Here is a 15,941-nt window from a genome sequence, read left to right as displayed (position 1 = left end):
AAACATGAAAATATTATATCCTTGCCCGCTTAAATAATTGCGCCAAAACCATTGCCCCTAGGGCAAATAGCACGGAATATCCCAATTGTTCCATTGACAGCATGCGCAACGAAAATGCCGCTGCCAAATGAGTGCTAAGATTGGCTCCCAGAGTCAGGAGCAAGGATAGTAGAATTGCTCCCCAAACCCACACATTTGTTGTTATCTCATTTACAAAAAATGCTCCTCTGTGCCTTGCTATATTAAACACATTAAGCAACTGGGCAAATACCAGGGTATAGAAGGCCATATTATTAATGGTTTCTGCGGAAAATTTTAGAATCCTATCGGCATAAGCAACAATGCCAAGCACCGCAATACTTATACTTAGTCCGTACATTACAACAGAAATCCAATCGTTTTGATCCAATATGGGGCCCTTAGGGTTTTGGGGAGGCTGTTCCATAATATCCTTCTCTCCCTTTCCAAATCCCAAGGCCAGGGCAGGAAAAATATCAGTTACTAAATTGAGGAATAATATTTGTAACGGTAATAACGGAGCTGGCAAATTTAGCAAGGCCGCAAAACCTACCGTAAGTATTTCAGCTAAATTGCAGGACAGTAAGTAAACTACAAATTGGCGAATATTCTGAAATATTACCCTTCCCTGTCTGATTCCCAATTCCATGGCCGTAAACTTATCGTTTTTTAAAATCACATCGGCCACTTCTCGGGCAGCCTCGGCACCTCTAACTCCCATGGCCACACCTATGTCGGCTTTTTTTAAAGCCGGGACATCATTAATGCCATCCCCGATCATTCCAACGATATGGCCATGTCTCTGATAATAGCTTATTAAATTCAACTTCTGTTCCGGACCGACCCTGGCAAAGACCGAGGCTTTTAAAAGGGACAAATCATTTCCATCCGCTCCCTCCATAATTCTTTTGAGGTCCTTGCCATGCCGTATTTTATCAGCAATCGCATCAACCTCCAAAATCCCAACATCCTGAGCTATTTTCTTTGAGGTACCGGGATGATCACCGGTAACCATAATTACCTTAATGCCCGCCTTCTTGTATATATCCATCACTGCTTTCACATCCTGCCTGGCAGGATCCAAGAATCCAATTACCCCCAAAAAAGTAAGTCCGTTCAGTATATTGGCCCTTGTGGGTAATTCAACTTCTTCCTTATAAGCAAAAGCAAGGGTGCGCAAACCTTGGGAAGCAAGAGTATCTACCTTTTTATTCCACAATAGTTTATGTTCACTGATTGACATTCCTAGCCCATAAACATCAAAATCACAATGGTCCACCAAACTCTCATATGCCCCTTTAGCATAGACCGTATAGCCTCCTTGTTTTTTATGTGCCGTTGCCATCAACTTTAGTGCAGAATCAAATGGCAGCTCCAATATTTCCAGATTATTTTGTTTTACAATTTTGGGGTCATACCCCAAATGTATAGCAAATTGTATCAAAGCCACTTCAATGGAATCGTCCTGTTCATTAATGGCTGTCGGATCTACATTGTTACAAAGTATCCCAGCCATCATCATTTTATCAAAAACAGGCTTGTCCTTTAAGGAGGTGTAATAGGATTTCTCCTTTTGATAGAGATTGTCCAAATATGTTTCGTCAAATATCACTGCTGATACCACCATCCGATCTTCGGTCAAGGTTCCCGTTTTGTCCGTAAAAATGATATCCGTAGCACCCAATGTCTGTACGGCTTCCATTTTTTTTATGATGACCTGTTTTTTGGATAACCTTATCATGCCCCTTGCCAGGGCAATGGTAGCTACAATTGGAAGACCCTCGGGAATAGCGGCAACCGCCAAAGCCACTCCCGTCTCGATCATAAAAAAAAGATCATTGCCCCTAAAATAGCCTAAGACAATAATTAATCCAGCAATACCCAGTGTTAACCCTATAAGCCAATTGCTTAATCGGTTTAATTTCTTCTCCAAAGGAGTTCGCTCCTTATCGGCATCCACACCCATTTGCTGAATGTTCCCCAATTGTGAATGTTTTCCCGATGCAGTAACAATAGCCTTCCCAAATCCCGAGCTAACCACCGTACCCCTAAAAACCATATTGATCTGATCGGTAATCGGGGTATTCATTGGTAATGGTTCGGTTACCTTTGCTACCGAAAAACTCTCTCCCGTTAATACGGATTCTTTCACCAACAGATTATCTACATGGATAAGGCGTGCATCGGCAGGCACAACATCCCCAGGGCTCAAAACAATAATGTCACCGAGTACAATTTCTGCCGCCTTGATATGTGTTCTTTGTCCAGATCTAATTACATGGGTACTTGTCTGCCCCATTTTTACCAGGGCCTCCAAGGATCTCACGGCCTTAAGTTCCATAAAATATCCTATGGTAACGGAAATAAGTATTACAAAAAAAATAGCAGCACTTTCCAATTTATCGCTGAAAATAAAGGCAAGAATTGCTGCCGCAAAAAGAATATAAATAATAGGATCCAAGAGCTGTTCCAAAAAAATGGCCCATCTTTTCTTGGAACCTTCTTCTGGAATTTGATTGGGTCCATATTTCTTCAAACGCTCTGGAATACCCTCTTTAGCCAAACCCTGTTCCAAATCACTATCCAATTGGGCAATAATTTCATCCACAGGAGTAAAAAAGGCATTTTGCAGCATAGGAAAAATAATTAGATTACAAAAAATATGCCCTCCCGTCTGGACCACCCATATGGACTTATATTGGGTTTTGACGGGAAGGCATTGCTACTAACAAATAACCAACCAATAATTATCCGATTTGTACTTTTTTAGGAGGTGCCTTTTTAGCTTCCTCTTTCTTGGCAAGATTAAAGCTAAGTATACCATCCTTGTAGGCGGCCTTAATTTCCTCCTGTTTTACATTCTCAGGTAGCTGCAAGGACCGTTCAAAGGAATTATAGCTAAATTCTCTACGCGTAAATTTGTCCTCCTTTTCCTCCTTGGTTTGCGACTTCTCGGCAGCAATATTTAAGCATCCATCCTCAATGGTTACCTCAAAGTCCTTTTTTTGAAAACCTGGAGCGGCCAGCTCTATCTCAAAATGGTCGCCGGTTTCCTTAATGTTCAAGGCTGGCTCCGACCTTTTCCCATTCCAGAAACTATCGGGTAGCATGTCCCTTACCCAAGCACGATTATCAAAAAAATCGTCCATATCAAAAAAATCTTGGGTCATAAGATTTCTAAATGGTCTTCTTTTAAATTTTACAAGTGTCATAGTATTTTGTTTTTAAGGGTTATATATTTATTGTGCCTCTAAAGTACATCCAACAAGCCTTGTACAAAATGATTTAGGTCAGTCACACCAAAATTCTTTACATTTATTTTTACCATATCAAATCATTATATCAAAACTGTGCTAACCTTATACCAATTAGAAAGAATACGAAAGTTGGATTGCCATATATGGTTAACTACAATTTTGTTAATTTAGACAACATGATCAATCCACTCGATTTTGGCATTAAAGGCCTAACTGATGAAGCAGTAAAAAGCTCAAGAAAAAAACATGGCGAAAATAGCCTTAGCTATAAAAAGGAAAATGGGTTTTTGGACGCTTTAAAAAGTGTTGCCCAGGAGCCAATGGTCATCCTATTAATGGTGGCTTCCTCTATCTATTTTATAACAGGAAATAATGGTGATGGAATATTTATGGTCGCTGCCATTATCTTGGTAGCCTCCATATCCCTTTATCAGGATTCCAAAAGTAGGATGGCCCTGGAAAAATTAAAAAGTCTTACCCAACCCAATAGCCAGGTCATTAGGAATGGAGAAGTGGTAGATATTCCTAGTGAGGAGTTGGTAGTTGGCGACAGCCTAATGGTTGAGGAAGGCAACACCATTCCTGCCGATGGCACCATTGTTCATTCCAACGATTTCTCCGTAAACGAATCCATTCTTACGGGAGAATCCCTTTCCGTTTTTAAGGATGCATCAAAATTGGACAATAAGATATTTGGTGGTACTACCGTAGCCAGTGGACTGGCGATCGCCACCATTACAGAAATTGGCAACAGCACCCAGTTGGGTAAAATTGGAAAAAGTCTCGAAGGAATCCAGGAAGAAAAGACGCCTTTGGAAAAACAGATATCCAATTTCGTAAAACAGATGTCCATTTGGGGCGGTATCATTTTTCTATTGGTCTGGGGTATCAATTACCTTCAATCACGGGAGGTATTGGATAGTTTGTTAAAAGCCTTAACCTTGGCCATGAGTGTCCTGCCAGAAGAAATACCCGTGGCCTTTACCACTTTTATGGCCTTAGGCGCCTATAGATTGATGAAAATGGGCATTGTGGTAAAACAAATGAAAACCGTAGAATCCTTGGGAAGCGCTACCGTAATCTGTACAGACAAAACAGGCACCATAACCCAGAATAAAATGGAACTTGCCAAACTCTTCACCTTGGATACGGGAGAGGTAGTTTCTGCAGATGCCCTCCTGAATAATTCTCAAAAAGAATTGGTCACCATAGCAATGTGGGCCAGCGAACCAATACCTTTCGACCCTATGGAAAAGGCCTTGCATGAGGCCTACGGTAGAATTGCCTCTGTAGACCAGCGACCCCATTATAAAATGATACATGAGTATCCGCTAAGTGGAAAACCTCCTATGATGACCCATCTGTTCGCAAATAGTGAAGGTAACCGTATCATTGCAGCCAAAGGGGCGCCTGAAGCCCTTTTGGCAACTTCCAAACTTACCGATTCCCAAAAAGAACAGATTACGGATATCTTGACCAATTTAGGGCAGGAAGGATACCGAATGTTAGGAGTGGGACAGGCCAATTTTAAAGGATCTGACTTTCCTGAAAAACAACAGGATTTTCAATTTGCCTTCAAGGGATTGGTGGCCTTTTATGACCCCCCTAAAGATAACATCCGCCAGGTATTGAAAGATTTCGACAAGGCTGGAATACAGGTAAAATTGGTTACAGGGGATAATCCCGCCACTTCCATGGCCATTGCCAAACAAATTGATTTTCCCGGCTATGAAAAAAACATGACCGGGGAAGAATTAATGCAATTGAAGGATGAGGAATTACAGCAAAAGGTAAAAAGCACACAGGTCTTTACCCGTATGTTCCCCGAAGCCAAACTAAGGATTGTAAATGCCATAAAGGCCAATAACGAAGTAGTGGCCATGACAGGTGATGGGGTCAACGACGGTCCAGCACTCAAGGCATCGCATATTGGTATTGCCATGGGTAAAAAAGGAACTGAAATTGCCAAGCAGGCAGCCTCCTTGATCTTAGTGGACGATGACCTTTCAAAAATGGTAGATGCCATTGCCATGGGCAGAAAAATTTACGGCAATTTAAAAAAGGCCATCCAGTATATCATATCCATTCATATCCCAATCATATTAACGGTATTTATCCCCTTGGCATTAGGGTGGGTCTATCCCGCTATATTTTCACCCTCCCATGTTATATTATTGGAATTGATCATGGGCCCCACCTGCTCCATTATTTATGAAAACGAGCCGATGGAGAAAAATACTATGATTCAAAAACCAAGGCCATTTACCACAACTTTTTTTAAGTTCAAGGAACTGATAACCAGTATCATTCAAGGACTAGTGATTACCTTGGGATCTTTATCCGTATACCAATACGCCGTTTTAGAAAGTCACAATGAATCCGTAACAAGAACTATGGTGTTTATGGTCTTGATATCTTCCAATATTTTTCTGACCTTGGTAAACCGCTCTTTCTATTATTCCATTTGGACCACTTTAAAATATAAGAACAACTTGGTGCCTTTGATCATTGGAATTACTTTGATCTTATCGGCATTGTTGCTCTTTGTGCCCCCATTGACAAGCTTTTTTCAATTTGAAACCTTAACCTTCAAACAGCTGGGAATTGCCGTCATGGCAGGCATGATGTCCGTACTATGGTACGAAATTGTGAAAGGGATTAAACGAGCCAGGTTAAAATTAAAATAGTGCAATAAATGTCCGGATGGTGAGCAGGCTAAAGTTTCACTCCAAATGCCAAATCCCCAGCATCCCCTATACCGGGAACAATATAGCCTTTGCTATTTAATTGGGTATCAATGGCCGCTATCCACAATTGGGTATTCTTTGGAAAAACTGTCTTAATATGGTCTATCCCGGATTGGGAACCAATTACCGATATAATATGGATCTGCTTGGGTTTGCCATGGTTTTTAAGTGCATTCAAAACATTCTCCAACGTTTTTCCAGTGGCCAGCATTGGATCTGTAAGAATTAAGGTTTTATTTTCCAGAGATGGGGCGGCAAAGTATTTTACTATAACTTCAAAAGCATCTTCATCTCCACGGTGATGCCTATAGGCAGAAATAAAAGCGTTCTCAGCGTTGTCAAAGTAATTTAAAAGACCCTGATGTAATGGGAGTCCGGCGCGTAAAACGGAACACAGCACCAGATCATCCACTGGCATGGACATTTCCTTGGTTCCCAAAGGAGTTTCAACCATTTGGTTCCTATAGTTAAGGGTCTTGCTAAGTTCATAACCCAAAATTTCCCCAATACGTTCAATATTACGCCTAAAGCGCATACTATCGCGTTGAATATTGGCATCCCTAATTTCGGCGACAAATTTATTTAACAGTGAATTTTCTTCCCCTAGACTATGTACTATCATTGTTTATCCTTTTAGATTCAAGATACAGAATTCCCGTTACAATCCCTATAAAATCAGCAGCACCTGCCTCATAGCGTAGTCTTTTTTCTTCAAAATAATTATCGTTGCCATAAAATCAAATTGTTTTCCAAGGGTACGGAAATATTGTGGTAGCAGGGAACTATCCGGGCCGTGTAATGACCCGCCGGTCTATTGGTCCTTACACTTGCTTGGAACTCATGATCCGACCCATTCTTTGCAAGCCCCACAATCTCCATTTTAATTATTTCGTTTGGGCCTCCATGTAGGCCTTCGGCAAAAAGCTCAACAGAAATTTTGTCAGGGCCAAGGTGGTTTAACCAGACCAATATTTTATATTGATATCCTCCCGCAATATTTTCAATTTGGGTTTGGACAAAGCGCATTTGCCACCACTTATTTTGTAGATCAAGGTTGGTCTCGACTATTTTTTTTCCTACCATTCCTTTTTTGGACGATCTTTTTTTGTAATTATTGGCTGCTGGGAGGTAATATTTCTCCGTGTACTCACGAACGGCACGGTTTGCCGAAAACTTTGGGGTTAAGGTGGACATACTATTTCGCATTTTTGCCACCCATTTTTCGGGTATCCCCTCATCATTGCGGTTATAAAACTCCGGTACAACTTTTTGTTCCAATAACTCGTACAATTCGTTGGCCTCGATAGCATCCCAAGACGGGTCCCCACTATGTTCATTTCCATCGCCCAATGCCCACCCCACTTCCGGAGTATAGGCCTCTGCCCACCAGCCGTCCAGCTCCGATAGATTGATACCTCCATTTACCAAAACCTTCATACCACTGGTACCACAGGCCTCCCACGGACGCCTAGGTGTATTTATCCACACATCTACCCCTTGGACAAGGTGTTCTGTCAACAGCATATCATAATCGCTTAGAAAAACTACGTGATTATATAGGCCATGCCTGTCAATAAATTGCACCCATTGTCTTATCAACGCCTTTCCGGACTCATCATAGGGAGGAGACTTTCCTGCAATTACCAATTGAACTGGCTGTTGGGGATTGGTTAGAATGCGAATAAATCTTTCCGGATCATGTAAAAGTAGGTTTGGCCTCTTATAAGGAACAAATCGACGTGCAAAACCCAAGGTCAATGTTTCCTTATTAAATATATGCTTGGCCATTTCCACTATTTCTGGAGACTGGCCGGCGTCTTCGGTCTGTCCTTGGAACCTTTCGCGGATAAAATTTATCATGTGATGTCTGGAATCGTTCCGGAATTGCCATAAAGCAACATCGGAAACACAGTAAATGTCTTGCTCAACAGATTCCAAATGACCTCTCCAGCGATCTTTTCCGCAGGAATGTGTCCAGATTTTATCGGCGTATATCGAATCCCAGCTGGGCATGTGAACTCCATTGGTGACATGTCCTATCGGCACTTCGCTGTTAGGCCACCTTTTAAACAGATTTCCAAAAAGAGTGCGACTTACCTCTCCATGAAGCCTACTTACCCCATTTACGGCACTACAGCCATGAATGGCCAGATAGGCCATGTTAAAATACTGGGATAAATTAAGCGGGTTTTCCCTACCCAAAGCCAAAAGGTCGTTAAAATCCAAATTCAAATCTTCTTTGGCATAATTGGCAAAGAACTGCCACATTAAAGACGGACTAAAATTATCAAATCCGGCTGCGACCGCGGTATGGGTGGTAAACAAATTTCCTGCACGGGTAACCGCCAATGCTTCCTGAAAGGATACGCCATTCTCCCGCATAAAATCGGCCGCCCTTTCCAGTACAAGAAAGGCGGAGTGACCTTCGTTCATATGACACACTTCCGGTGCAATATTCATGGCTCGGAGCAATCTCCACCCCCCTATACCCAATATAATTTCCTGCTGAATGCGAAGATCCGCCCCACCACCATATGCTGCACCGGTAATTCCCCTGTGAAGCGGCATATTAACTGGATCATTACTATCCAAAAGATAAAGTTTCACCCGGCCCACCTGTACCTGCCATGTACGCAACCAAACGGTATGCCCGGATAAGGAAATATTGATCCTCAACCATTCGCCATTGGGCAACCTGAGCGGTGAAATTGGCAATTGCCCGGGATCATTGTAAGGAAAAAGCGCCTGTTGGGTACCAAATTGATCTATCAACTGTCTAAAATATCCCTGTTGGTAAAGTAGCCCCACGGCAATAACGGGAATCCCTAAATCACTGGCCGATTTTAATTGATCTCCAGCAACATTGCCAAGACCGCCAACATAAATAGGCAATGCTTCGCTCAGCATGAATTCCATACTAAAGTAAGCTACACATTTTAAGGAGGATGAGGGATATTTCCTTTGGAACCATGCGGGGTCGTTTTGGGATTTCTCCTTAAGTTTCATCATTTCATCCAGCTTAGCCCTGAAGGCCTCATTGCCCATTTGAAATAGGAGTTGGTCCCGGGACACGTTCTGTAAAACTACCCACGGATTATGGGTCTCCATCCATAGTTCGGGATCCAATTGGTACCAGATTTCATCTACGGCATGGTTCCAAGACCATCGTAAATCAAGGGCCAACTCCGCAAGATCGTCAACCCCATCAATATCCGTTGGAATAAAACCATAAACCTGGTTGTTTACTAGAGGTTGTCGCGAACTATTTTTTTCTTTTCCTTCCACGGTTTGATTTTTAATGCCATTAAATAATAGGAAGCTGTATACGGTTAAAACAAAGGTTTTTAATTGGCAATTGGTGCATGTACTTTAGGTAGGAAGTCTTCCCTAGAAGTATTATAACTTGGCTCCAATGATAATGACTTTCCAGATCATATGTTGCACTTGAATTCATAAATCCCTAACTGGCCGATACCGTTTTCAACAATATAAATTCACTAATATTTACCATATCTATAGCACCGATCAATTTTTCATTACTTGTTACCGGAAAAAAACTCTTTTTTTCCTTACCAACAAGTTCCAATACCTTGGTGATCTCTGTAGATTCATCGATCACAAGGAAGTTCTTATCCATAATATCCCTGACTAAAACAGAGGGATTCTTGGCATGTTTTATAACATCCTTTTGGGTCACTATTCCCTTTATTTCATTATCGAGAGCTACTACAAAATCTTTTTCCGTACTGGCCAAAAGGATATCTATAACCTCTTGTACATTATTATCCGGACGTAGTACCGTTATATTGGTCAAGGTGGCCTCCTTTACCAGATGCCCCTTTAAAATGAAGTTTTGCCTAACCATTTGATTCTCACCATACGCCCCGAAGAAAATAAAAAAGGCGATCAGGATTAAAAAGGGGTTTACAAAAAATCCTAGTATAAAAAATACCACAGCCAAGGCCTGGCCAATACTGGCTGCGATATTCGTTGCATCTACACGACTCAATCTAAATGCTAACAAGGCCCTAAGTACCCGTCCGCCATCCATAGGAAATGCAGGTATAAGATTAAATACCACCAACATTACATTGGCTACAAAAAGATAAAATAGAAAATTCTGTAGGTTGGGTGCATATAGCATCTCTTCTACCATTATATTATCGAAATTGAAATAGCTTTTGATAGGTATTATAAGAGACAAAATAATGGCTATCACAACATTAACAGCCGGACCGGCCAAGGCTACCAAAAGTTCCTGCCCCGGTTTTTCCGGCATTTTGTCCAAGGTGGCCACACCGCCAATGGGTAGAAGTATGATTCTTTGGGTTTTGATACCAAATTTTCTAGCGGTCAGGGCATGACCCAGTTCATGCAGCACCACACAGGCCATCAACACCAATATAAATCCCTGATTAACGGCTACTCTTTCAAAGTTTCCGCTATTCTGAAACTCAACAAAACCGGCCCAAATCAATAATAGTGCAAAAGTCCAATGGACCTCCAATTGAATACTGGCAATCTTTCCCAACCTTAAAAAACCTTTCATAAATAATATTTTGCTGAAGATATTTCCACAGCACGACATTGACAATGACAAATGTCATATGTGCTAAAATTGCCCCGTGCAAATACCTAGGGGAGCAAACCCATAATCTTCAAACCAGAAAAACTATAGTACGGTAATAATAAATTTGGAAAGGCCTAGCTGTAAAAACCGGTAGTATTAGAAGAAAAAAGGGGTAATATCAGCTTATTTTTAATTTTCGTATCCTGGCATTTATCGAAGCTATTTCCTCCTTTTGCAATTTTCCGATAAGAGTCCTAAAATCCTTTTCCAATCCTGGATCTTGGTCTTTAATATCACAAAGGGCCTGTAAGGCATTCACCCTTACAATTCTACTTTCTGCAGGGTCACTTGCCCATTCCTTAAGTTTCGCCAAGACAATTTCCAATTCATGGTCATTCAGCGGCAACCTGGACACCAACAAGGACAGATGCCACTTCAATTCCTTGTCTTCGGCGCTTTGGAGCAACCCCAATAAGTGACCTTTGTGACTTTCCAGATATTCCGGATGTCGTAGCGTAATTTTTTCCACGGCATCCGCAGCCCTCATTACTATATGCCTATCCTTGAAGCGGAGATAATGGAATAAAAGGTCGAAGTCCTTTTGATCCCGTATCAAAGGAACAAGAAAATTCACCCCTCCTATGGTCCTTAGGTCTCCACCCTCCAAATATTTTCTTATATCTTCCTTATCCATATCTCAAGAACTTAACATACCGCCATCTACCACATTGGTAGTACCTGTAATATACTTACTCTCGTCCGAGGCCAAGAAAAGTGCCATCTCCGCAATTTCCTTGGATTCTGCATATCTACCCAAAGGTACAGCGGCCTCAAAGCCTTTCATAACCTCATCAGGACTACTGGGCGACATATCCACTTCTATACGCCGCATCATGTTATTGTTAACGGGACCCGGATGAATGGTATTCACTCGGATTTTACGGTTGGCATTTTCTTGGGCCGCAACCCTCATTAAACCAACCACCGCATGTTTGCTGGCCACATAGGCTCCCAACCCAGCAAAACCCTTTAAACCGGCTACTGAGGAAGTAATAATTACACTTCCACCGCGCTGCATTTTCGGAATTACATGCTTGCACCCCAGCCAAACTCCTTTTAGGTTTACCCCAATTACCTTATCGAAAATCTCGTCCGGATATTCCGTAATTGGTTTGGAAACACCTTCAATTCCGGCATTGGCGAAAAATATATCGATCTTTCCATGAACCTCTAGCGCCGTTTCGACAAACTTTTCGGTATCCGTGGCTTTTGAAACATCGGCAACACAAATGGACAGATTCTCGTGATCTATGGCCAAAATCGCCTTTTCCAAAACTTCCCTATCAATATCCACGATAACCACCTTGGCACCTTCCTGTAAAAACAATTTTGCCGTGGCCAATCCTATGCCCCCTGCACCGCCCGTTATAACGGCTACTTTACCCTTTAGTCGTAACATCTTAATTATTTAAAGTTATCTTTCTTACTTCCCAACCTTGATCTTGGGTATGTACCCCAACCAAGCCTTTTGATAGTTGTTTCACCCCTACTGAAGGTCTCTGGTACCTTTTTTTGGTCATTTGGATATTATACCTTCTATTAAAAAACTCAACAATTTCCCCAGAGGTATCCAGCATAACATCGTGAAATTTAAATTCGTAAATATCTAGATTGAATTCATTTTTTCCCTTCATGGATTTCTCAAAAAGGACAGCCGTAGTAAAACCATTCTCAAAGGGATAAACATTTAATAGCTGGGGTTCAAGTATTACATTACCCTTGGTATCTATAAACCCATAAACGGGAACACCATCCTCCACAATTTTGGTAATCAGGCACCGTCCTTCATTGAACATAGGGTATTGAACACCGGAAATATCCTTTTTAGAGGTATCCGCATCCTTGTTCCAATAAATATCGTTGCGAAAATTAATGACCATTTGTCCCTCTTCATTAATAAATCCCCATTGATTCCCTTGTCTAACGGCCGCCAACCCTTCGCTAAACGGAGCTATTTCATCAATGTTTTTAACAGTTTGGGAATGGAATACGTTCGGAAGCATTAGCATTACGAATGCCGTAATAATATATTTTTTCATGATTTTGAATTTTAATTTCCTCTAAAATAGTGTATCGTAATCCAGTACAAAATGACCAATGTCAGTAGTGCACAAATATAAATTGCCAAGCCCGGTCTTTCATCCCTGTTCGTAGTTTACAGGAGTATTGGAGATATTAAATTGGAATGAAGCATTCCCAAAGTTCAGGGATCCTTGAAATGTCTTTATTTAAAGCTTATATAGTGACTAATATCATTTTAAATGGTAAAGCAACTGTATATTTTTGTTTCAGAACATTCTGGCCTTATAACAGAACCTGGGCCCGGCCTAAACAGAAATGGAAATTTTGTATTGGGGAACCAGCGAATTGAAACCGCTGCCAAAAAGTAAGCCCAAGATGATCACAACCATAAAAAACATACAATGAAACACATATTGGTACCTATTGATTTTTCGGATTACTCGGCCTACGCCCTGGAGGCCGCTGCCGGCATAGCAAAACAGCAGAACGCGGATATTACCGTATTACATATGCTGGGAATTTCGGAGGCAGCATATGCCGAAGAGGAATTTTTGGAGTACGAAGAAGCCAAATACTTTATGGGGCTTGCAAAGAAAAAATTTAAGACCTTTCTGGACAAACCCTATTTAAAGGACATTACTATTCATAAAATAGTACAGAACTACAAGGTGTTCAGTGAGCTCAACAATGTGGCCAAGGAACAAAATATAGACTTGATCGTTATGGGTTCGCATGGAAGTACTGGCTTCAATGAAATTTTTATCGGCTCCAATACCGAAAAGGTAGTGCGCACTTCCGATGTCCCTGTTTTGGTTATAAAAGAGCAAAATTCAAAATTCACTATAAACAATATCCTTTTCGCCTGTAGTTTTTCAGAGGATATGATACCGGCATTTAAGAATGTTAAGTTGATGGCACAAAAATTTTCGGCCAAATTAAAATTGGTTTACATCAATACTCCTTATCAAGATTTTTTGAGTACTCCGGAAGCCGATGATCGCATAGCCAAATTTATGAAGAAGGCCGGGGATACCCGATCGAAAGTTGAAATATACAATGACCGTAGTGTGGAAAATGGAATACTGAATTTCAGTAAGACCGAAAAATTTGACCTACTTGCACTTCCAACACATGGAAGAAAAGGCGTTGCTCATTTCTTGTTGGGAAGTATAGGTGAAGATATAGCCAACCACGCGAGATTACCGGTTATGACATTCAAGATCTGACAAATAAACGGAGTCTAACCACTTCTACTTTATTATTCCTTGAGCAAAAGTTCCAATTTGCCCAACATTACCAATTCTGCCTTATTTTTTCCTGAAAAACTATTGGAAATGGCGTTCGCTGTATCCAATATAAGCACCTTTATAAATGCACTGAACATACCTTTATTGTCTTTATAGAAATCCTTAAAATCGTCGTAACAGGCTTCACTGTCCAAATCATTGTCCATTGACCAATCAAATACCGATTCGATTTGAAAGGCCGCGTCGGTACCAAATTCATCCTCCAGCTCATCTACTTCCAACCAATATTTTCTAATAAAAGACCTAAGCTTGCTTACTTCCTTACCATGTACGCGGGAATCTGCCATGGCAATGGCATAAAATAATTTTCCCAGGTTTTCGTACAATTCCTTACCTACTTTCTTTGTATTTTTCATTTTTATATTGTTCAAGTGTATGCGCTAAAAATAGCGAATAGACCAAGTTTTTTATATGACAATAATCAGTTTAAAAATTTTATCTTTGGCTTATGCAGGCCTTTCAAAAAAACAGTGAAATATTCAACCTTCTTTCCGAAGGAGTATCCGAAGGAATTATAGTTGTCAATACCCAACAGCTTATTGTAGCCACCAATTCCTCGGCCGGGAGAATGTTTGGCTACCATAAGGGCGAGCTTCTTGGAAAACCCCTGGACACCCTTATACCCAGAAGGTACCACGGGCATCACGGCCACCATGTGGAGGACTTTATTGATAAAAGTGAACGTAGGCAAATGGGCCGGGGTAGGGATTTGCACGGGGTACGTAAAAACGGCGAGGAATTTCCGGTCGAGGCGGGTCTAAATCCGTTTAAGCTTTATGACGAAACCTATGTAATGGCCCTAGTTATCGATATTACAGAACGTAAGATCAAGGAAAAGGAACTTAGCCATTGGGCCAGGATCTTTGATGAATCCCTTAACGAAATTTACGTTTTCAACGCCAAAACACTACATTTTGTAAATGTCAACAAAGAAGCTCAGCGAAATATGGGCTATGACCTGGAAGATTTTAAGGCCATGACCCCATTGGATATTAAGCCCCATATGGACGTGCCACAATTTAAACTACTTATAGACCCGTTGTTGAAGGGAGAAAGGGATAAGGTAAAGTTTGAAACAGACCACCAAAGAAAGGACGGATCTATTTATCCTGTAGAAGTGCATATTCAATTATCAATTCTTGGTGAAGAGCAGGTTTTTGTTGCCATAATACTCGATATCACAGAACGAAAAAGTTACACGGAAAAATTAGAAAAAAAGGTCCAAGAGCGCACCAAACAACTTACGGAAGCCTTGGCCAAGGAGAAGGAATTGAACGAACTAAAAACACGCTTCCTTTCCTTGGTTTCCCATGAATTCAAAACCCCTTTGAGCAGTATACTTACCTCTATAACGCTATTGGCCAAGTATACCGAAAGTCACCAACAGGAAAAGCGCGACAAACACGTAGAAACGATAAAGAACAAAGTACGATATTTGGATACCATTTTAACCGATTTCCTTTCGGTGGAGCGTTTGGATTCAGGAAAGGTAAATTACAAGATCGAAACTTTTCCTCTAAGCAAAATTATAAACGAGGTTGTCTATGGTGCCAACATGCTCCTTAAGGCGGGCCAAACCATCCAATATCCAGAGAATATCGATGACATTTTCATCAGGTTTGACGAAAAAACCTTGGAACTTGCCTTGTCCAACCTAATTCACAATGCCATTAAATATTCCCCTGAAGATACAACCATAAGTCTAGCGGTGGATAAGGGAAAAGATACTATATTAATAGAAGTTATTGATCGTGGTATTGGCATACCTGCCGAGGAACAAAAACATATTTTCAATCGTTATTTCAGGGCTGAAAATGCATTATTGAACCAAGGTACGGGCATTGGACTTAATATTGCCAAACAGCATTTGGAAAATCTTGGCGCCACTATTGAATTTACCAGTGAGGAAAACAAGGGATCTATTTTTACTGTAATTATCCCATTAGAAAACATAAATTAA

The 15,941-nt window shown here is 41.0% G+C and carries 12 protein-coding genes; 3 read left to right on the top strand and 9 right to left on the bottom strand.

Going from position 1 to position 15,941, the window contains the following annotated elements; translation table 11 throughout:
* Positions 1–13: 13 nt before the first annotated feature.
* On the bottom strand, positions 14–2,653 hold the full coding sequence (locus MWU82_RS12190) for a cation-transporting P-type ATPase (protein WP_111624673.1): 2,640 nt from the start codon (positions 2,651–2,653) through the stop codon (positions 14–16).
* A 112-nt stretch (positions 2,654–2,765) separates the two neighbouring features.
* Positions 2,766–3,230 carry an Hsp20/alpha crystallin family protein gene (locus tag MWU82_RS12185; protein WP_111624674.1) on the bottom strand — a complete coding sequence of 155 codons (465 nt, stop codon included), beginning with the start codon at positions 3,228–3,230 and terminating at the stop codon, positions 2,766–2,768.
* Positions 3,231–3,451: 221 nt separating this feature from the next.
* Here MWU82_RS12185 and MWU82_RS12180 point away from each other — a divergent pair, with 221 nt between their 5' ends.
* The gene (locus MWU82_RS12180; protein WP_247096579.1) at positions 3,452–5,962 is read left to right on the top strand and encodes a cation-translocating P-type ATPase; all 2,511 of its coding nucleotides are present in this window, start codon (positions 3,452–3,454) and stop codon (positions 5,960–5,962) included.
* A 28-nt stretch (positions 5,963–5,990) separates the two neighbouring features.
* Here the strand turns inward: MWU82_RS12180 and upp are convergent, their stop codons facing one another.
* The 6 genes from upp to MWU82_RS12150 all read right to left on the bottom strand — a co-directional run bounded on the left by upp (position 5,991) and on the right by MWU82_RS12150 (position 12,691).
* Entirely contained in the window at positions 5,991–6,644 is a 654-nt protein-coding gene (upp, locus tag MWU82_RS12175; RefSeq protein WP_072861886.1) for a uracil phosphoribosyltransferase, read from the bottom strand.
* A 98-nt stretch (positions 6,645–6,742) separates the two neighbouring features.
* Positions 6,743–9,307, bottom strand: coding sequence for an alpha-glucan family phosphorylase (glgP, locus tag MWU82_RS12170; RefSeq protein WP_247096577.1), 2,565 nt, complete (start codon positions 9,305–9,307; stop codon positions 6,743–6,745).
* Between the two features lie 175 nt (positions 9,308–9,482).
* Entirely contained in the window at positions 9,483–10,571 is a 1,089-nt protein-coding gene (locus MWU82_RS12165; protein WP_247096576.1) for a site-2 protease family protein, read from the bottom strand.
* A gap of 199 nt (positions 10,572–10,770) precedes the next feature.
* Complete coding sequence (locus MWU82_RS12160) at positions 10,771–11,286, bottom strand: hypothetical protein (protein ID WP_247096575.1); 516 nt, start codon at positions 11,284–11,286, stop codon at positions 10,771–10,773.
* 3 nt (positions 11,287–11,289) lie between these two features.
* A complete protein-coding gene (locus tag MWU82_RS12155) occupies positions 11,290–12,051 on the bottom strand; it encodes an SDR family NAD(P)-dependent oxidoreductase (protein WP_247096574.1) in 762 nt (253 codons plus the stop codon).
* 1 nt (position 12,052) lies between these two features.
* Positions 12,053–12,691, bottom strand: coding sequence for a WG repeat-containing protein (locus MWU82_RS12150; protein ID WP_247096573.1), 639 nt, complete (start codon positions 12,689–12,691; stop codon positions 12,053–12,055).
* Positions 12,692–13,075: 384 nt separating this feature from the next.
* Between MWU82_RS12150 and MWU82_RS12145 the strand changes: the two genes are divergently transcribed.
* Positions 13,076–13,900, top strand: coding sequence for a universal stress protein (locus MWU82_RS12145; protein ID WP_247096572.1), 825 nt, complete (start codon positions 13,076–13,078; stop codon positions 13,898–13,900).
* A gap of 32 nt (positions 13,901–13,932) precedes the next feature.
* Here the strand turns inward: MWU82_RS12145 and MWU82_RS12140 are convergent, their stop codons facing one another.
* Positions 13,933–14,337, bottom strand: coding sequence for a hypothetical protein (locus MWU82_RS12140; protein ID WP_247096571.1), 405 nt, complete (start codon positions 14,335–14,337; stop codon positions 13,933–13,935).
* A 92-nt stretch (positions 14,338–14,429) separates the two neighbouring features.
* On the opposite strand from MWU82_RS12140, the gene MWU82_RS12135 reads away from it, so the two are divergent.
* Positions 14,430–15,941 carry a PAS domain-containing sensor histidine kinase gene (locus tag MWU82_RS12135; protein WP_247096570.1) on the top strand — a complete coding sequence of 504 codons (1,512 nt, stop codon included), beginning with the start codon at positions 14,430–14,432 and terminating at the stop codon, positions 15,939–15,941.

Origin of the sequence: Arenibacter sp. S6351L, assembly GCF_023016025.1 — a bacterium.
GTDB lineage: Bacteria > Bacteroidota > Bacteroidia > Flavobacteriales > Flavobacteriaceae > Arenibacter > Arenibacter algicola_B.
The sequence above is the reverse complement of the archived record's forward strand: the minus strand, read 5'-3'. Positions and strand labels throughout refer to the sequence as shown.